Here is a 19,358-nt window from a genome sequence, read left to right as displayed (position 1 = left end):
TTATATCACAGTTTCATGACTTTTAAAATACCTTTAGTTGAGATAAGAAGCATAGACAGCTCTTAGTTTTCCAAGAAGTTCTTCTTTCTCAGAGTTAGATGCAAAGGAAGCTTGCAAAGCATTTCGGTTAAAACGGTAAAAGTCTGCTGTGCTGGTGCCGAAATATTTAGCAAACAGTTGATATTCCCTTGTCAGATTTGTATGAGAAACAGTCCGATTGTCCGTATTAATGGTTATATTAGCACCACTATCATACAGTTCATGGTAAGGAAAGTCTGCTAGCGATTCAGCAGCCTTGGTTTGTAAATTACTGGTTAAGCAAAGTTCAGCAGTTGCTCCCTTTTTTACAAATTCCTCTAAGATGTCAGGGTGATCATGGATAGCCGTTACATGTCCCAAACGCTTAATTCCTAGAGCAAGAGCTTGAGCTATATGGCTGGGACAGCCGCACTCGCCAGCATGAAAGGTCATAGGCCGGTCTAAACTCTGTGTGTGACGGATAAGCTCAGCTATAGCTTCTGGTGGAAAATCATGTTCATTGCCAGCAAAGTCAAAACCAGCATAGTCCAGTCCTTCCGCACCATCAATCTGCTCAAAAATGTCTTTTGTCAGCTGCTGAGAAGACTGTCTCATACCGCAAATTAAGGCCTTAGCGACAATACCAAAGTCAACCTGAGCTTGCCTCAACCCTTCTTCTACTGCCTCCACCGTCTGAACAGCCGTCAACCCCTTATCCATAGACAGCTCGGGTGCAAACCGAATCTCAATATAAATAACATGTTCTTTTGCTGCCTGCCGAGCTACATCATAAGCCGCCAGACGAAGAGCTTCCTGTGTCTGTAACAGTGGGCGAATAAAATCGAATGTCTTTAAATAATCAAGCAAGGTCTCTGAGTTCTCAGGAGCAGTTACTAATCTTGCTAGTTCGCTGTCTGATTCAGGCAAAGCTATATTAGCCATTTTAGCTAATTCTCGAATAGCCTCAAACGATAAGGAACCATCCAAATGACAGTGCAATTCTGCTTTTGCTAATTGGTGCAAGTGGTTTTCCATTGTGTAACTCCTATTTCTGTATTGCTATCTATAATAACATATTTTAGTTGATTTTCTCATTTTTATGTGATATATTTTGGAAATAAATCGAAAACATGAAAGGAGAAACGATGTCTCATTATATCCCGCCAAAGGTCTGGTCAGCTGAGAACAGCAACCAAGGAAAATTTTCTGGCATCAACCGTCCGACTGCTGGAAGCCGTTTTGAACAAAAGCTTCCTCAGGGAGATAAGCCCTTGCAGGTTTACTCATTAGGAACGCCAAATGGTTTAAAAGTGGCCGTAATGCTGGAAGAGCTGCGCGAGCTTGGTGTCAAAGAAGCTGATTATGATCTTTTTAAAATTTCCATTATGGACGGCGACCAATTTGGTTCTGATTTTGTCGCTATTAACCCCAATTCAAAGATTCCTGCTCTCTTGGACAAGTCTGAAGAAAAAGCTGTCCGTGTTTTTGAATCGGGCTCTATCTTACTTTATCTGGCTGATAAATTTGAGCAGCTGATTCCGAAGAATTGGGCTCAAAGAACAGAAGTTCTTAACTGGCTCTTTTGGCAGATGGGAGCAGCTCCCTTTGTCGGTGGCGGTTTTGGACACTTCTTCAATTACGCTCCTGAAAAATTAGAATACCCTATCAATCGCTTTACCATGGAAACCAAGCGCCAATTGGATTTACTGGATAAAGAATTAGCCAATAAACCCTATATTGCTGGTGATGAATATACTATTGCTGATATCGCTATCTGGTCTTGGTATGGACGTTTGGCACAAGATGCTCTCTATGAAGGTGCCTATGAATTTCTCGCTTTAGATACCTACCAGCACTTATTGGACTGGACCGAAAGAATTGCTCAGCGTCCAGCTGTTAAACGAGCTTTGGAAGTTAATTATAAAGCTATCAAATAAAAATAAGAGTCAATCCTTTCTATGATTGGCTTTTTCTATGATATAATTTTAAAAAAAGATGAATTGAGGAATTTATGACTGCTTACAAAAACATCCTAGCTAAAATCAAAGCTTACGATACTATTATCATTCACCGCCATATGAAGCCAGATCCGGATGCACTAGGCAGTCAGGTCGGTTTAAAAGAAATTATTAAAACTAATTTTCCTCAAAAAACCGTTAAAGTGACTGGCTATGATGAACCAACCCTAGATTGGCTGGCTCAAATGGATGTGGTCGCTGATGAAGATTATCAGGGGGCGCTGGTCATTGTGACGGATACAGCTAATCGTCCGCGTATTGATGATCAACGCTATTTAACAGGTGACTTTTTAATAAAAATTGACCACCATCCAGATGAAGACTTTTACGGTGATTTGTCCTACGTTGACACAACAGCTTCCAGTGCCAGTGAGATTATCACTGATTTTGCCCTGCACAATCAGCTACAGCTGTCTGCTCAGGCAGCTCGCCTGCTCTACGCCGGTATTATCGGTGACACAGGACGCTTTCTCTACTCAGCAACGACATCAAAAACCTTTCGTATTGCCAGCGAACTGCTAAAATACGATTTTGACTTTTCTGCTCTAGCACGGCAGATGGATTCCTTCCCTTATAAAATTGCCAAATTACAATCTTATGTTTTTGAAAACCTCGAAATTGATGAAAACGGAGCGGCACGTGTTGTTTTAAGTCAAGACATCTTGAAAAAATTTGATTTAAGCGATGCTGAAACATCTGCTATTGTTTCCAGCCCAGGAAAAATCGATACTGTTCAGGTTTGGGCCATTTTTGTAGAACAAGCGGATGGTCATTACCGCGTCAGACTTCGCAGCAAATCCGCCATCATCAATGAAGTCGCCAAAAGACATGCCGGCGGCGGCCATCCCTTAGCAAGCGGTGCGAATTCTTACAGTTTGGCTGAAAACGAAGACATTTACCAAGAACTCAAAAATGTGCTAAAATCGTAGAAAAAGCTTGTCAAAGTTTAGCTTTTTTGTTAAAATAAAATGGTTATTAACTATGGCTCGAAAAGAGTTATGGCAGAAAGGAAATTTTTTAAAATGAGAAAAGATATTCATCCAGAATACCGTCCAGTTGTCTTTATGGATACTTCAACAGGTTACCAATTCCTCAGCGGTTCAACTAAGACTTCAAACGAAACAGTTGAATTTGAAGGTGAAACTTATCCGCTTATCCGTGTTGAAATTTCATCAGATTCACACCCATTCTACACAGGACGTCAAAAATTCACTCAAGCAGACGGACGTGTCGATCGTTTCAACAAAAAATACGGTTTCAAATAATAAGAAAAAACCTTGCCAAAAGCGAGGTTTTTTCTTATTCAAATCTCTGTCACTCTACTTCTATCTGCAGCAGTTTAGTATCTTCCAGTGCATAGAGATTATGCAGCTGATTGGCAGCAATGCTAATCAAACCTTGATGTTTAATGACGTGCTTTTCTCCTGCTATTTCTACCTGCAGACTGCCTTCTAAAACCTGAATTAGTTTGCTTAATTTACTGCTTTCATTGCTGATGGACTCACCAGCAGACATAGCATAGAGAGTAATGGGATGAGCCACCTTCAGCTTCTTAGTTAAAGAGCGGCTGGCAATTTGACCATCATGATATTTTATTAAATCTAAAAGATTGTCAATCATGATCCACCTCTGGTTTTACTACGACTAAAAGCATTTGAAAGGCTTCTTTTGCGTACAGACTGTGAGGAATATTTGCTGGCATAACAATAGTCTGACCAGCAGCTACTTCAAAGACATCGTCATCAATGGTAATTTCTGCTAGACCGCTTAAAATATTAACCATGGCATCACCAGGTGATGAATGACGGCCGATTTCTTGATCTTTATCTAAGGAAAAAACAGTCATGCCCAAATCTTTTCGCTGAACTAAAGTTTTACTAAGCATTTGTTCCTCCTCGATAGGAACTTCTGTTTTTAAATCTAAGACCTGACTATGCTGAATTTTATCAATATAAACCATAAAAACTCCTTTCTTTTAACTTTGTTCAATAAGTTTTAACACACCTTTAGTATATTATTTTGTGCTGCAAACTGCAATATAGGTCAGATCTTTTCCTGCCTTATTGAAGAAACGATACATTTTCAGAAATTGCTGACGGTTCTCTTTTTTCAACCCTCTGTAAGTGATCTTCAGAGTTCCCCAAAATCCTTCATCTTTAATCATTCCTGAAATAGACATCAGTGTCATTTTGCCATAACTCAGTTTGACAGATGAAAACCCCTGCTCTTCAAATAACTTTTGCCATTTATCAACATGTAGGGGTTCAACATTAGCATTGATGGTTTGCCGCAAATTTGCTAACTGGGCTTCCATCTTTTCTTTAATAAAAGAGACATCGTGTGTTAAGAGACGTCCATTAGGTTTTAAAACACGCAAGTATTCCTTAATGGCCTTAACTTTGGCATCACCGCGTAGCATGGTAAGCATAGCTTCATTAATAATAATATCAAAGGAATCATCAGGAAAAGGAAGCTTCATGGCATTGGCCTGCTGCACATGAACTAGGTCGTCTAAATCTGCTCTATGGATATTAGCACGCGCTTTTTCCAAAGCTTTGGGATCCATATCTACACCTTCGATTGAACAGCCATAGGTTTGAGCAAGTTCTATTGAAGTTGTACACATATTGCAAGCAACTTCTAGAACTTTGCTGTCTTTATTGAATTGTCCTTGTTCTATTAACCAATTGGTAGCTGTAATGCCCCCGGGCCGTAAGCGTTTCTTACCTAATCTGGCAAGAAAGTTATGTCCAACTTCTTTTTTTGTCATCTATATCCATCCTTTCGGAAAAAAATTTTTGTTTAGAAGTTTAGTTTATAAAATATTCTGAAAATACGCAACTTTATACTTAACAAACCCCATTATAAAAAGAGCTTGGAACAACCATAATTGCTGTTTTGTTCCAAGCTCTTTTAAAGATTAATTAATGAGCAACAATTTCTTGAGCAACTTCTTGACCTGTTAGCTTAGCTGGATAATAGGTTGGCCAATTTTCCAATTCTTCCAAGATTTTTTCCTGACTTTCGTCTCCCCAGAATAGATGGAAGTGCTCTGCTTTTTGGGACTTGATACCGTGGTCACTAAACTGAACATGTTTAAATTCACCAGCATTTTTATCCTTGGTTTCAAAGAGGTAACGCACGCCGCGATTTCCTTTTTTATAAGTGAGAATCTTATAGCCGACATACTTATAAGTGTACTTGTGTTTCTTACCATTTTGCACAAAGGTCATCGTATTATTTTTACCATCAATGATAATCTTTTCAACATCTGTCTTATAACCTTTAGTATAGTAATCTTTGTACTCTTGCGCAGTCATATCTTTTTTAGACTTAGCCTTATAATCCCAAACACTGTCCAGTGTTCCATCTTTCAAATAAGGATAAACAGACTGCCAATGGCCTGTCCAATCAGAAAGTTTGCGGTTTGTAACATCTTCATCTTTGAAATAACCATGTTCAACAGTCTTGTCACTGTCAGTTTCAGGTTTGATTTCTTTACCAGTAACCTCTGTAGTCTTTTGAAGTGCCTTTAAATTACTGCGCATGACAGAAAAATAATTTTCACCAGCATCCATCTGTTTTTGTGTCAAACTTTCAAGAGGACTCAGTACAGCGGTTTTAACCCCAGCCTCATCGGCTAATGTCTTGGAAACTGCCGAAGAAGCATTTTCTTCAAAATAAATATAGTTAATGCCATATTCTTGAACATATTTGGAAAGATCAGCTAAACGTTTAGCTGATGGCTCAGCCTCTGCTGTCAGACCAGTAATAGGGACTTGTGTCAAACCATAATCAAGAGCTAAATAACCAAAAGCTGCATGCTGTGTGACAAAAGATTTTTGCTGTGCTTTGCTCAAGGCATCGCTGTATTCTTTATCCAAGACTTGTAATTTCTTAATGTAGGCAGCAGCATTTTTCTTAAAGACCTTGGCTTTCTTAGGAAAGCTGCGTGAGAGTCCGTCACGAATATTTTCTACCAGATTGACTGCTCGTTTAGGTGACAGCCATACATGGGGATCATAAGCGTGATGATGGCCTTCATGACCATGCTCATGGCCTTCCTCTTCAGTTCCTGGTGCTAAAATCATATTTTCAGTAGCCTCAATGAAGGGTACTTTTTTAGTATCAATAGATTTTTTAACTGATTTGACCCACATTTCCATGCTGTCAGAATCATAGACAAAAGCATTGGCTTCTTGAATTTTACTGATATCTCTAGTCGAAGGCTCAAAATCGTGAACTTCTGTTCCTGCCTTAATCAAGAGGGAAACCTGTCCTTCATGACCGACAATGCTTTTTGTAAATTCATACATAGGATAAAAGGTCGTAACGACATCTATCTTGCCATCGGTTTTTTTAGTCTTTTCCTGACCCATTAAAAATGCGATTGACACCACTAATACTGCAACGAGCAGCGATATGATGATAACAGGTTTTTTCTTCATTTAAAACTCCTTTTATTAACCAGTTAATTGTTTACTGGTTAAGTATATCACATTTAAAAATTTTTGCAAGCTTTTTACACTAAATACTCAATAAAAATCAAAATAGACTAGGAGATAAGCTGCAGGCTGTACAAAGGTAGGGCAAAGTGAAGGCAAGAACCTATCGTTTTGATTTTTGCAGAGTATCAATTTTTCTAACTAAAAAAGAAGCTGCAGCTTGCACCGCTCAATAGCTAGACAGAAAAAACAGCTTGGAAAGTCAGCGCAGCATTCAGCTTCTGTATTTTTAGTTTGATATAAATTTTGGGAAAGCAAGAAGACCAGATTAGTCACTGACACCATAATGGTTGGTCATCAGATTGCTGGCATCAAAGAGAATTTTTTGAAGGAGTATTTGTGTTTCCTGCTCGATAAAATCACTCATGGCTTGATTCTCCGCTTCAAAATCAACGGTTTCTCCTGCTGCCAAGGCCTTATCAACACGATGAAGCATGGTATGCCCTTTTGCCATTGTTTTTTCAACATAAGCATCTAAGTCACTCTCATGCTGATGGTAATGAGGATCGGCAAGCCCAGCAATCAAACGGTTGACCCAGTAAAAACTGTCTGTAGATACCTTATCAGTGGTATTGGCAAAGTAGTCTGGTGTTTTTGTTACTTGTGTAAAGAAGGGCACCATGGTATTAAACGGCATGGAACCATAAGAAAGCCACTGGATTCCTTTTGCTGAATGAGCTTTATCAGGCCTTATCTGCAGCAAGGCAGTCTGACTGGTACGATTGATGCCAATCGTTCTAAAAGCAGTTCGACTAATCTGATCTCCTTCGGGACCGTAAGGGTCAAAAGCCGTGTCTTGATAGTGATTGCTTAGAACATACTTAATATCTTCCACAGTAATCTTGCGGTAAGACTTCTGCGACCAAGGAAGAAAGAAACTGCGAGGATCCTGCTCCATTTCGGGATTGAAAAAGCGCTGTACGGACCAGGCACGAGGTGTATTATAATGCCTGTCCTTATCCTTTTGGCTGCCAAAGGCATAACGCGGATTGAAATGCTCATTGGAATAAGTTAAATCAAGATGGTTTTCTTCAATAAAATTTCTTAAATCACTGGAAGAAAGATAGTCATCGGGATTATTGAATTCGAAATGGTCAATTCCTAACTGATTAGGATTGACAACATAAGCATCATCTGGAACGCGTCGGGCAATCCAGTGATGGCCGCCAACGGTTTCCAGCCACCAAATGTCAGCACTATCCGAAAAAGCGATACCATTTGACTCATAGGTGCCATATTCTTCAAGGAGTTTTCCCAGACGCTCAACACCCTCCCGCGCGGAACGAATATAGGGCAAAACTAAGGTCAGCATGTCTTCTTCGCCAATGCCTGATTCAACTAAGGGATCTGCCCCCAATACACGACTGTTGGTAGTGATGGTCTCTGTGGCACTCATGGCTACATTGGCCTTATTGATACCTGCTTCTCCCCAGATGCCATCCTTATCCAAAGCGTTGGGAACGGAGGTATAAGATAAAGGACTGTCTGGTAAATCCATATGAAAAGATGACAAAACGGCCTGATAATGCCGAGGCTGTTTTTGAGGAGTGATTGCTTCGAATTTTTTAGGGCAGAAATCACCGCTTTGTGAATCTTCGGTTCTTGCAATCATGGTAGAGCCGTCGTAACTGGCCTTTTTACCAACCAAAATAGTTGTGCATGTCATATAAATTCTCCTTTATTATAATTCTTCTGCTATCTTATTGATTTTTCTCAGCCTGTGATTGACACCGCTTTTAGTCAAAGGAGTATCCAGACTGTCTGCAATCTGCTGGATAGAAAAATCCGGATTGGCAACCCTTATCTGAGCAATCTGCTGCAGCTCCAAGGGCAGGCTTTCTAAACCAACACTGTCTTTGATTTTGATAATATTATTGATTGTTCTCATGCTGGCGCTGACAGTTCTGGCAATATTAGCAGTTTCCGCGTTATTGGCGCGATTGACATCATTTCTGGTTTCCCGCATGATTTTGATTTTTTCAAAGGCCAGCATGGCCTCCATACTGCCGATGACAATCAGAAAATCCATGATATCTTCTGCCTTTTGCAGGTAAGTAACCGCACCATGCTTGTGCTCAATCACCTTGGCATCCAGCATAAATTTTTGCATCAGCTGGGCAAGATCCTGAGCATGATCTAAATAAACAGAGAAAATTTCCAACTGGTATTTGCCGGATTCTGGATCTCTGATCGAACCGGCAGACAGAAAGGCACCACGTAAATAGGAACGGCCGGCGTCATCATCAGACAAGATTTTTTTCTGAATTCCCGTCTCAATGCCAAAAAAGGAGTCAGATAGCTGTAAATCAGATAAAATCTTATCCACATGATGCTCAAGAAAAACTGTATAAACTCGATTTTTTCTCAGATTGGTCTTTTGATGGTACTTGATTTCAGGAGCTATCTGATAAAACTGCTCCAGCAGGGCATAAATATGACGGGCGATTTTGGCATTTTCGGTAATAATGGATAGGTTTAATCCCTGATTAGCCAGACCTAAATTTCCCGACATTTTAATAATAGCTGACAATTCATTTTTGTCAGCCGTGTCTAAATTTAAAATTTCTTCTTTAACAGATGTTGTAAAACTCATAACTCTTTCATTCTAATCAAGCTCATCAGCTCGGCAACAACACTCTTGCCGTTATGAAAAGCGCCGCCATTTTCCAGACAGAGAAAATTTGATGAAACGACACGAGGCACCTCTTCTTTGAGTCCTGCAAAATCATGTTCTACCTGAACAAGATACTCGTCAAATTTATTAGAATTCATGTACTCTTTGGGCACCTGTTCAACATTAACCAAGACAGTATCAATGAACTTTTGTCCCAAGTGACGGTTGAGCACCCGCACATGATCCGCATCAGTAAAATACTCAGTTTCTCCATATTGGGTCATAATATTGCAGACATAGGCTACTTCTGCTTTAGTCTCACAGACAGCCTGGCCAATTTCATCAATAACTAAATTGGGCAAAATAGATGTAAACAGCGATCCTGGCCCCAAGACAATCATGTCACTTTCCATGATAGCATCAACAACCTTGCGGCTGGCAGTTGGTTTGGCGTCATCGTAGCTGTTGGTCACATAAACATGATCTATCATGCCCTTATGTTTGGCAATCTGACTCTCGCCGACCACTTCCTGACCATCTTGAAAAACGGCGTGAAGGGTCAGAGCCTTTTCACTGGAAGGATATATCTTACCGGTAATATGGAAAAATTTTGACAGAATCTGCATGGCATTATAGGTCGAACCCTGCATTTCTGAAATTCCAGCAATAATCAAATTGCCCAGTGGATGCCCTGCAAGTGCACCATCTTCGGCATTGAAACGGTATTGAAAAATTTTCTCGTAAAATCTGGGCATATCGCTCATCGCCACCAGAACATTTCTAAGGTCTCCCGGAGGAGTCAGCTGCATGTCATGGCGAATAGTTCCAGAGCTGCCGCCATCATCTGCTACGGTTACGATAGCCGTGATATCTACATCTTCATGACGCAGACTGTTCAAAAGAACAGGAAGTCCTGTACCGCCGCCGATAAGGGTTATTTTAGGTTTTCTCATGAGCGATTCACTGTCTCCTTACGTCGATTTTTATCCCGATGGCTCTCATGGACTGTCCATTTTTTCTGCAAATCTTCAGCCAAGCGATGGGTAAAAGCTACACTGCGATGCTGACCGCCTGTGCAGCCAATAGCGATAGTTAAAACGGATTTTCCTTCTTTTCGATAGCCGGGTAGTATCGGCTTTAACAGAGCCAGCAGATGCTGGTAGAATTCCTCTGATTCCTCATGGTTCATGACATAGTCTGAGACATCCTTGTCAAGTCCAGTCTTATTGCGCAACTCTGGTTTGTAATAAGGATTGGGCAGAAAGCGCACATCAAATACCAAGTCAGCATCCAAAGGCAGACCGTATTTAAAACCAAAGCTGACAACTTCCAAATGAAAACTGTCTTGATTTTTTTCTCCTGAAAACTGATCCGAAATTGTTTTGCGCAGCTGCCGCGGTGTTAATTCCGTCGTATCGACAACATTTTGACTGAGATTCTTTAAAGGAGCCAAGAGCTTGCGTTCAAGCGCAATGCCGTCCAAAACGCGCCCTGTTGTTGCCAAAGGATGGCTGCGACGGGTTTCTTTATAGCGCGACACCAGCTCGCTGTCGGTTGCATCTAAAAAGAGAATGCGAAAATTAATAGAATCGTTCAGTTCTATCTTGTCCAAAATAGAGCTAACTTCCTTGAAAAAGAGACGGCTGCGCATATCAACGACCAGGGCAACCTTGTCATTTTCACCGCTGCTTTCAAGCAACTCTAAAAATTTAGGCACAAGAGCTGGCGGCATATTATCAATAGTAAAATAGCCTAAATCTTCAAAAGACTGGATAGCTACTGTCTTTCCAGCACCGCTCATGCCTGTGACAATAACAAGATCAATTTTTTTGTCAGACATTTTCACTGCTCCTTTGTTCTAATTGTTCTATTTTTTCAATTAAAGCCTGATTTTGCTCCTCTACAGTCGCTAATTGCTTGGTAACAGAAACCAGCATTTCTGCCTGCAGCTTCTGGATTTCCAAGAGATCTGACTGATCTTGGTGTACCAAGTGGTCAAGCTTAGCATGCAGGAGTCTTACACCCTCTTCTGATTTTTTATTAACATTATAATCATTTTTGGCCTGCAGACGGTCATAATCCGAAGCGCGGTTTTGACTCATCATAATCAAAGGGGCCTGAATGGCCGCCAAAGTAGACAGAGCTAAATTCAAGAGGATAAAGGGATAGGCATCAAAAGCCCAGCCAAAGGGTTTGATAATATTGAAAACCATCCAGATAAGCATCAAGGCAACAAAGCAAATGATAAAAGTCCAAGAACCGCCAAAACGCGCAACATCATCAGCAATCCGCTGACCAAAGGTAATTTTATTGTTCCATTCTTCCTGCAAATCCAAAGCCTTGTAATCCTGATTTTTGCTTACTTCATAAACTGTCTCACGAACATAATCATTCTTTTTGTTAGCCTTTGCAATGATTTCCTGTAAAAAAATCAAGCGGTACTGGGCTAGATTTTTATAACTAATAAAACTTTTATCAGTCAGCTGCGGATGATGCTGCAAGAGAAGTTTTTGCAAGCGTTTGTCCAAATCGGATAAAAAGACTCCTTCTTCTAAAAGATAGCTTTTATGGTCAATGGCATCCAGCAACCGTTTATCCTTGGTCATATTCTGCCTTCTTTCTATTGCTTCTATTATAGCAAAAAAACACTCCAATGGGGACTGAATATAAAAAGAGGGCTTAGCCACACTCACTCTAGCCACTCATTTTTAATCGCGATTAATGGTAACACCCAAAACAGTCAAATGACCGTTGCTGACCAAGGTAATGACAAGGCGAGCCAGTTCTTTAGCAGGCATATCAAAGTTGGATTTTATCCACCACAGAAGTGTTCCTGTAAAAATACTGGTCAGATAAGCAACGATAAAATCGGTCGGTACAGACTCCCCAGATTCTGTGACATTCAATTTTTCCAGCAAATCAGCATATTTTTCCCTTAAGAGTCTGCCAAAATTTTCCTGCATAATTTCATGTGAGATACTCCGCAGAGTGATTTTAGCAATGGAGCGGTTCTTTTCTAAACTATGGTAAAAATTTGCCAGTAGAGCTTCTGCTTTTCTAACCTGTACAATATCACCATTTGTCACCTGAGCCGCATCAATCATATCAGATAATTGCTGCAGCAGCTGCTTTTGAATTCCTTGTTGCAATTCATCTTTATCAGCATAATGGGCATAGAAGGTAGCACGGTTAATCATGGCTTCATCAGCAATGTCCTGTACGGTAATTTTTTCATAGGGCTTTTCACTCAAGAGTTTAGTGAAAGCATCAAAAATAAGTTTTTCTGTTCGCAGGTAACGAATATCTGTAAATTTCATGTGTTTTCCTTCTATTAGCTTTGCCAAGCAAGATACAGTCATTAAAAAAATTTACAGCCACAAGATAATCAACACTTTGTGGCAATTGTGTTGTTTAAACAACAGATTTCAAAAAATCAACGATTGCATTTGACAAGCATCGTTTTATAATAAGATTATAACAAACAGACTGTTGGTTAAGCAACATCTTGTTGTAAGACAGACACTCTGTCGTTTAAAAAGGCAGAAAGGAGCTAAATGCGGACAGAAAGCCAAACTGCTCGAACCAATTTTTTAATCTTCGACTAAACTCAAAATGAAAACGAGACTGGAATAAACATGGTATTTACTTCTACCTACAGTCATTTCTAAACCAAAGACTAAGGCAAGACGCCTGACTACTGTGCTCATGCTTGCAAAACGCTGTAGTAATATCTTAAAAATCCCTTTCAGTTATTTGGAGTATAGTAGTTTGACACAGGTTCACTGTGCTTTCTGACCGCTTAAAGTATCTTAAATATGTATAAAGCAGGAATTGATGTTGGATCCACAACGGTTAAGCTGGTTGTATTTGATGATAGTTATCACTTGCTTTTTTCACGCTATGAACGCCATTTTTCAGATGTCAAAACAGCCACTGTTAAAGTTCTAAAGGAAGCTATTGCTGATATTGGTGACCAAAAAGTCAGTATTGCTATTACAGGATCAGGCGGCATCGGCCTGTCTGATGTAGCTGGTATTCCCTTTGTTCAAGAGGTAATCGCTGCTACAACTACTGTTGAAAAACTCATCCCACAAACCGATGTGGTCATTGAATTGGGTGGTGAGGATGCCAAGATGACCTTTTTTGGCGACACCCTTGAACAGCGGATGAATGGGACTTGTGCTGGCGGTACGGGAGCTTTCATCGACCAAATGGCAGAGCTTTTAAAGACTGATGCTAACGGTGTCAATGAATTGGCCAAGGGCTACGAAACTATCTATCCCATTGCCAGCCGCTGCGGAGTTTTCGCCAAGACAGATGTGCAGCCCCTCATCAACGAAGGTGCCCGTAAGGAAGACATTGCTGCTTCCATCTTTCAGGCTGTGGTCAACCAAACTATCGCAGGCCTTGCTTCAGGCCGTAAAATTACAGGTAATATAGCTTTTTTGGGCGGCCCGCTCTTCTTCATGAGTGAGCTGCGTCAGCGCTTCATTGAAACCCTTAATATTGCTCCTGAACATGTGATTTTCCCAGAAAATCCGCAGCTTTTTGTGGCCATGGGAGCAGCACTTGAAGAAAATCATGTTCAGATGAAGCTGACACAGATTCTTGAAAACCTTGAAAAAAATACTTCAAAATCCCTGATTCCTAAAAATACTCTGGATCCTCTGTTTAAAAATCAAGCAGAATTGGAAGACTGGCGCGCACATCATAATGAAGCCAGCGCTCAGTATAAGGACATCGCTGCTGCGTCTGGTCCAGTCTTCTTGGGAATTGATGCTGGTTCAACTACTTCTAAAGTTATCTTGACAGATTCAGGCGGCTGTATTCTTTTCCAGCACTATGGCAACAACCAAGGTCAGCCCCTTGAAAAAGTTATCGCTATTTTAAAAAAGCTCTATCACCAGCTGCCAGACGAAGCTTTTATTGCTCGTTCCTGTGTGACGGGCTATGGTGAAAATCTGATTAAGGCCGCCCTGCGCGTTGATTACGGCGAAGTGGAAACTGTAGCTCACTTCAAGGCTGCCAATTACTTCAATCCTGGCGTCGACTTTATCCTTGACATCGGCGGACAGGATATGAAAGCCATGTCTGTCCGAGATGGTGCTCTTTCAAGTATCCAACTCAACGAAGCCTGCTCATCTGGCTGTGGTTCCTTCATCGAAACCTTTGCCAAGTCATTAAAATACGATGTCAAAGATTTCGCACAGGCAGCTCTCTTAGCGGAATACCCTGTTGATTTGGGGTCTAAATGTACCGTCTTTATGAATTCTAAAGTAAAACAAGTTCAAAAAGAAGGGGCAACTGTTGCCGACATTTCCGCAGGGCTTTCTTACTCTGTTATCAAAAATGCCCTCTACAAGGTTATCAAGCTCAAACGCCCTGAAGATCTAGGTGAAAAAATCGTCTGCCAAGGCGGCACCTTTTACAACGAAGCTGTTCTGCGCGCTTTTGAACTAGTATCGGGTCGTCAGGTCGTCAGGCCAAATATTGCCGGTCTTATGGGGGCTTATGGCTGTGCCCTCATTGCCCAGGAAAAATACGAAGACGAACTGACAGTGAAACCTCAAGAACCTCTTGTTTTCCAAGAAGTCACTTCTAAATCAGTCAAGGCCTAAAGGAGAATGCTATGACAGAACAAATGATAAATTATAACCGTTCAAGCATCATGAGTCTAGATGAATTGAATACATTCACTTCCCAAAAAGAATTTACACGCTGTGGCCTCTGTGAAAACAACTGTGCCTTGACGGTCACTATCTTCCCTGATGGCTCCAAATTCGTCACCGGAAACCGCTGCGAGCGCGGGGCTGAAAAAGTCACCAAAATCAAATTTGACCGCAGCCAAGCTAAAGAAAATCTGCTTGACTACAAATATAAAAAACTCTTTAAATTCAAGGCTCTGTCAAAACGTGATGCCCTACACGGTGTCATTGGAATTCCCCGCGTGCTTAACATGTACGAAAATTATCCACTTTGGCACACTATCTTGACTAAGCTTGGCTTTCGTGTCCAGATTTCGCCTAAGTCAGATAAAAAATTATTTGAAAAAGGGATTGAAACCATTCCATCTGATACGGTCTGCTATCCAGCTAAGCTAGTGCACGGCCACATCCAATCCTTGATTGATAAAAAGGTGGACGCCATTTTTTACCCTAGCGTTATCTACGAGCGCATTGAAAATAGCAAGGCTCCCAACCACTACAACTGCCCTATCGTTCAAGGTTACCCTGAAGTTATTGAAAAGAACATGGACCCTATCCGTGACGGTAAGGTAAAATTCTACCATCCCTTCGTCAACTTAGCTGACCCTGAAACACTGGTACATTCTTTGGCAAAGGCTTTCGCTGACTATCAAGACATCACTGTTGAACAAATCCGTACTGCTGTTGCAGACGGCTACAAGGCACTGGATGATTTCAAAAAAGACCTGCAAGACAAGGCAGATGAATTATTGACCAGCATTGCCATGAAAAATGAAAAAGCCATTGTCCTGTCTGGCCGTCCCTATCACCTTGATCCAGAAATCAACCATGGAATTGCCAATATTATCACCCAAGAGGGCTTCCATGTTCTCACCGAAGATATGGTGTCAGGCTTGGAAGAAGTTGGCGGCCTGCGTGTTGTCAACCAATGGGTTTACCACTCCCGCCTTTATGCGGCGGCTCGTGTCGTCTCTAAAAATCCTAATCTTGAACTGGTCCAATTAAATAGCTTTGGCTGCGGGCTTGATGCCGTGACGACTGACCAAGTGGAAGAAATCATGCGCGGCCACAACAAACTCTACACCGTCCTCAAAATCGACGAAGGCAGCAATATGGGGGCCATCCGCATCCGCCTGCGTTCGCTCAAGGCTGCCGTGGAAGAACGTGATTCCAAGCTGAAAAAGGCTAACCTTGACCACATCTTCAATCAAGCTCCGCAATTTTCACAAGAGCTAGAAGAGGAAGAGCACAAGCAAGAGCCTGTCTTCACCAAGGAAATGAAAAAGACCCACACCCTGCTCATGCCCATGTTGTCGCCTATCCACCAAAACGGCCTCATTGAAGAAGCCTTCAAGCAAGCAGGTTACAATGTCGTAATCCTGCCTGCTATGGATCGAAAGGCCGTTGATGTCGGCCTCAAATTTGTCCATAATGATGCCTGCTATCCTGCTATTATAACTATTGGCCAGCTGATAGAGGCACTAAAAAGCGGCAAGTACGACTTGAACAACACCAGCGTCATGATGACACAAACAGGTGGTGGCTGCCGTGCAACCAACTACATTCCACTGCTTCGCAAGGGTCTCAAGGATGCTGGTTTCCCGCAAATCCCTGTCGTTTCTATTTCCATGGGCAACCAAGGGACTGAAGAAACACCTGGTTGGAACATCACTTTACCCTTTGTCAAGCGCCTGCTCATCGCCGTCCTCTATGGCGACCTCTTTGAGCGTGTCCTCTATCGTGTCCGTCCTTACGAGGCTCTTTCTGGCTCTGCCAATGCTCTTTATGAAAAATGGCTGAGCGCCGCTAAGAAAAATATCAAATCAGGATCATACTTTGAATTTAACCGTAACATGAAACGCATTATTCGTGATTTTGACACGCTTGAAACCATTGACTTCGGTCAAAAACCACGAGTGGGTGTTGTCGGTGAGATTCTGGTCAAATACGCCCCAACTGCCAACAACGACATTGTCGGTATCATCGAAAGAGAAGGCGGCGAAGCTGTCGTTCCTGACTTGATTGGTTTTATGAACTACTCCCTCTTCAATCAAATTTGGAAGGCTGACGAGCTCAACATGAGTCAAAAATCACGCCGCTTTGCCAAACTAGGCATTGATGTCATCAATTTCCTTGAAAAACCGATGAACAAGGCCTTGGAAAAATCGCAGCGCTTTGAAGGCATCGAGTCCATCTATGACATCGCCCAAGGGGCTTCTAAGATTATCTCCATCGGTAACCATACCGGTGAAGGTTGGTTCCTAACAGGTGAAATGATTGAATTGCTCAACAACGATGTTAAAAATATCGTCTGCCTGCAGCCATTTGGCTGCCTGCCTAACCACATCGTTGGAAAAGGGATGGTCAAAGAGCTGCGCCGTCAATATAAGGGAGCCAATATTGCCCCAATTGACTACGACCCAGGCTCATCAGAAGTCAACCAACTCAACCGTATCCGCCTCATGATGGCCACTGCCAAGAAAATGCAAAAAGCCTAGCAAAAACCGCTGACTGACATAAAAAACGAGAGTGTGGAACAGACATCCATGATTGCTGCCCCACCCTCTCGTTTTTAACTTTTCATCGATGATTTTCGTTCTCAAAATAAACAAAAGCTCGGGCGATAAACCCGAGTTTTTGCGTCTGCTTTCATCAGTCAATAGAAGCAATGACTTCAATTTCAATTTTAGCATCTTTTGGCAGACGGGCTACTTCAACAGCTGAGCGTGCTGGAAATTCCTGACCGAAAGCTGTCGCATAAACCTCATTAAAAGGAACAAAATCCTTAATATCAGCCAAGAAACAGGTTGTTTTGATAACATGGTCAAAATCTGTGCCTGCCTCTGACAGAATAGCTGAGATATTTTTTAAGACCTGCTGCGTCTGCTCTTCGATCGTTTTACCAACAATTTCGCCAGTTTCTGGTGAGAGGGCAATCTGACCAGATGCGAACAAAAGATTGCCAACAACCTTTCCCTGAACATATGGTCCAATAGCTGCGGGAGCCTTATCTGTGTGAATATTTTTCATAGTGTTTCCTTCTTTCTTGGTAGTTTACTTATAACTGCTGACCCAGACGGTCAACTGTACGAATGGCCTCCGCAAATTTTTCAGGATCAAAGGGCGTATTGCGGTATTCATTGGTTGTCAGAGCTACTTCAACAATTTTAGGAATATCTTTTTCTGATAAGTTCAAATCACTCAGTGTTGTTGGCAGACCTAGTTTTTTATTAAAAGCAGCCACACGTTCTAATTCCTCTTGTTCATTGAAATAAGCATGCAGGACAAGCACACCGTATGAGACAACAACCCCGTGTAAAAATTCTCCTTCCCGCTGAATGGCAGTTGTGCCATTGTAAAAGGCATGAGCATGACAGGAATTATAGTAAAAATCAGGCTGATTAACTAAATTAGAGGCATAACCGGTTGATACCACGATATCAAGCGCAATTTCTTCAACCGCCCGAGACGGCTTGTTATTCCGAACATCTTCCAGTCCTTGCTGACCATAGCGGTAAAAGGCATCTTTTGAAGACAAGGCCACAGCCTCACCGAGAGTTGCAGTATGAGGAAATGCTGTTAGACCTCTTTTCTTTGCTTCCTTGATGGCATGTTCTACTTCAGGCGCTTTTGAGATACCATCGCCAATTCCTGCCCAAAAATATTTTTCAGGTGCTTCTGCAATGACACGCGTATTGATGAAAATATGAAGCGGAGAATCGGGATAACCATATCTCAAAAGAGAATGATCATCATTGTAGACAACTGCAATCGCTGTTCCAGCAGAACAATTAGAACAAATGGTAGGAAAAGTAAATGTATCTTTATTGAGCGCTTTAGCAACCATTTTAGCTGTATCAAGCGCTTTTCCTCCGCCAAATCCAAAAATAGCATCTGCCTTTTGCACCTGCGGATTAGCTACCAACTTATCAATATTTGACTGAGTTGAGTCTGTCCCATAAATAAAACTGCCTGTAACTGCTATGTTTGCTTTTTCCAAAACAGCCCTCACGTCATCTTCAGAACTTGCCAGAGCTCGTTTCCCTCCAATAAAAGCAACACTTTTAATGCGATAGGGCTTTAAAACCTCCGGAATCTCTTCAAAGCAATGTTCGCCATAGCTATAATTTGCCATTATATTTGTTGTCATCAATTGTCCTCCTTCATATAAGCCAACAAAGTCATCGTCTTTTCTTGGGCGGTGACAAAAGAATTCTAAGGGGTGAAAGTAAAATTAAAAACATCATTTAAGAAAAATCATGCTCTTACTTCCATCACGATAATTCTTATTATAGCAGAATTTTCAAAAATTAACACTGGACTTTTATAAATCTCCATCATCAATACGATACTTCTTATTTAATCAAAGCTATTTTTCAATTGCTGCAAGGAAAAGCTAATTCTGTGATAGTCATTATCATTTTATACTAACGTATTAGGCTGCTGCTTATGAAAGAAAAATCTTAAAACAAAAAGAGCGAAACAAGACCCAAATTTA

General features: G+C 41.3%; 18 protein-coding genes. 5 read left to right on the top strand and 13 right to left on the bottom strand.

Annotated elements, in window-relative coordinates; translation table 11 throughout:
- Positions 1-33: 33 nt before the first annotated feature.
- Entirely contained in the window at positions 34-1,053 is a 1,020-nt protein-coding gene (gene add, locus SCSH_RS05920; protein ID WP_057490975.1) for an adenosine deaminase, read from the bottom strand.
- Between the two features lie 110 nt (positions 1,054-1,163).
- Between add and yghU the strand changes: the two genes are divergently transcribed.
- From yghU to SCSH_RS05905, 3 genes are all read left to right on the top strand, one after another.
- Positions 1,164-1,955, top strand: coding sequence for a glutathione-dependent disulfide-bond oxidoreductase (gene yghU, locus SCSH_RS05915; RefSeq protein WP_057490974.1), 792 nt, complete (start codon positions 1,164-1,166; stop codon positions 1,953-1,955).
- Between the two features lie 74 nt (positions 1,956-2,029).
- Positions 2,030-2,965 (top strand): DHH family phosphoesterase, encoded by a 936-nt coding sequence (locus SCSH_RS05910; protein WP_057490973.1) that lies wholly within the window; start codon positions 2,030-2,032, stop codon positions 2,963-2,965.
- A 93-nt stretch (positions 2,966-3,058) separates the two neighbouring features.
- The gene (locus tag SCSH_RS05905; RefSeq protein ID WP_057490972.1) at positions 3,059-3,301 is read left to right on the top strand and encodes a type B 50S ribosomal protein L31; all 243 of its coding nucleotides are present in this window, start codon (positions 3,059-3,061) and stop codon (positions 3,299-3,301) included.
- Between the two features lie 49 nt (positions 3,302-3,350).
- On the opposite strand, the gene SCSH_RS05900 is transcribed toward SCSH_RS05905, so the two are convergent.
- From SCSH_RS05900 to SCSH_RS05855, 10 genes are all read right to left on the bottom strand, one after another.
- Entirely contained in the window at positions 3,351-3,656 is a 306-nt protein-coding gene (locus SCSH_RS05900; RefSeq protein WP_057490971.1) for a cupin domain-containing protein, read from the bottom strand.
- Positions 3,649-3,996, bottom strand: a complete 348-nt coding sequence (locus tag SCSH_RS05895) for a cupin domain-containing protein (protein WP_057490970.1) — start codon at positions 3,994-3,996, stop codon at positions 3,649-3,651. Before SCSH_RS05895 ends, SCSH_RS05900 begins: the two co-directional genes overlap by 8 nt.
- Positions 3,997-4,050: 54 nt before the next feature.
- Entirely contained in the window at positions 4,051-4,806 is a 756-nt protein-coding gene (locus SCSH_RS05890) for a class I SAM-dependent methyltransferase (protein ID WP_057490969.1), read from the bottom strand.
- A gap of 154 nt (positions 4,807-4,960) precedes the next feature.
- Positions 4,961-6,484 (bottom strand): metal ABC transporter solute-binding protein, Zn/Mn family, encoded by a 1,524-nt coding sequence (locus SCSH_RS05885; protein WP_057490968.1) that lies wholly within the window; start codon positions 6,482-6,484, stop codon positions 4,961-4,963.
- Positions 6,485-6,809: 325 nt separating this feature from the next.
- Entirely contained in the window at positions 6,810-8,207 is a 1,398-nt protein-coding gene (locus SCSH_RS05880) for a C69 family dipeptidase (protein WP_057490967.1), read from the bottom strand.
- Between the two features lie 15 nt (positions 8,208-8,222).
- Complete coding sequence (whiA, locus tag SCSH_RS05875) at positions 8,223-9,134, bottom strand: DNA-binding protein WhiA (RefSeq protein ID WP_057490966.1); 912 nt, start codon at positions 9,132-9,134, stop codon at positions 8,223-8,225.
- On the bottom strand, positions 9,131-10,108 hold the full coding sequence (locus SCSH_RS05870; protein WP_057490965.1) for a YvcK family protein: 978 nt from the start codon (positions 10,106-10,108) through the stop codon (positions 9,131-9,133). Before SCSH_RS05870 ends, whiA begins: the two co-directional genes overlap by 4 nt.
- Positions 10,105-10,995, bottom strand: a complete 891-nt coding sequence (rapZ, locus tag SCSH_RS05865) for an RNase adapter RapZ (protein ID WP_057490964.1) — start codon at positions 10,993-10,995, stop codon at positions 10,105-10,107. The genes SCSH_RS05870 and rapZ overlap by 4 nt, the downstream gene beginning before the upstream one ends.
- Positions 10,988-11,761: a DUF1003 domain-containing protein gene (locus SCSH_RS05860; protein WP_057490963.1), complete on the bottom strand. Its 774-nt coding sequence runs from the start codon at positions 11,759-11,761 to the stop codon at positions 10,988-10,990. The genes rapZ and SCSH_RS05860 overlap by 8 nt, the downstream gene beginning before the upstream one ends.
- 102 nt (positions 11,762-11,863) lie before the next feature.
- A complete protein-coding gene (locus SCSH_RS05855) occupies positions 11,864-12,472 on the bottom strand; it encodes a TetR/AcrR family transcriptional regulator (RefSeq protein ID WP_057490962.1) in 609 nt (202 codons plus the stop codon).
- A 498-nt stretch (positions 12,473-12,970) separates the two neighbouring features.
- Between SCSH_RS05855 and SCSH_RS10910 the strand changes: the two genes are divergently transcribed.
- Positions 12,971-14,773: a BadF/BadG/BcrA/BcrD ATPase family protein gene (locus SCSH_RS10910; protein WP_082581955.1), complete on the top strand. Its 1,803-nt coding sequence runs from the start codon at positions 12,971-12,973 to the stop codon at positions 14,771-14,773.
- Between the two features lie 11 nt (positions 14,774-14,784).
- The gene (locus SCSH_RS10905; protein ID WP_082581954.1) at positions 14,785-17,358 is read left to right on the top strand and encodes an acyl-CoA dehydratase activase-related protein; all 2,574 of its coding nucleotides are present in this window, start codon (positions 14,785-14,787) and stop codon (positions 17,356-17,358) included.
- Positions 17,359-17,512: 154 nt separating this feature from the next.
- Here SCSH_RS10905 and SCSH_RS05845 read toward each other — a convergent pair whose 3' ends face one another.
- A complete protein-coding gene (locus SCSH_RS05845) occupies positions 17,513-17,890 on the bottom strand; it encodes a RidA family protein (protein WP_057490961.1) in 378 nt (125 codons plus the stop codon).
- A 28-nt stretch (positions 17,891-17,918) separates the two neighbouring features.
- Complete coding sequence (locus SCSH_RS05840) at positions 17,919-19,010, bottom strand: iron-containing alcohol dehydrogenase family protein (RefSeq protein WP_057490960.1); 1,092 nt, start codon at positions 19,008-19,010, stop codon at positions 17,919-17,921.
- Between the last annotated feature and the right edge of the window lie 348 nt (positions 19,011-19,358).

Origin of the sequence: Streptococcus orisasini, assembly GCF_001431045.1 — a bacterium.
GTDB lineage: Bacteria > Bacillota > Bacilli > Lactobacillales > Streptococcaceae > Streptococcus > Streptococcus orisasini.
This window is presented reverse-complemented; position numbering and strand designations above follow the sequence as displayed.